Here is a 201-nt window from a genome sequence, read left to right on the forward strand (position 1 = left end):
TCGCCGCTACTGACGGAATCACTATTGTTTTCTCTTCCTCAGGGTACTTAGATGTTTCAGTTCCCCTGGTGTGCCTCTCACTCACCTATGAATTCAGTGAGTAGTGACTGTCGATGAAGACAGCCGGGTTCCCCCATTCGGACATCCCCGGATCAAAGCTTGCTTACAGCTCCCCGAGGCCTTATCGTTGTTCGCCACGTC

At 52.2% G+C, this 201-nt stretch carries 1 rRNA gene; it reads right to left on the reverse strand.

Features of this window, described 5'->3' with window-relative positions:
* Positions 1-201: ribosomal RNA gene (locus tag JO375_RS08595) — 23S ribosomal RNA — on the reverse strand; the annotation flags it as partial.

The organism is Paenibacillus farraposensis (assembly GCF_020736845.1).
Classification (GTDB): domain Bacteria; phylum Bacillota; class Bacilli; order Paenibacillales; family Paenibacillaceae; genus Paenibacillus; species Paenibacillus farraposensis.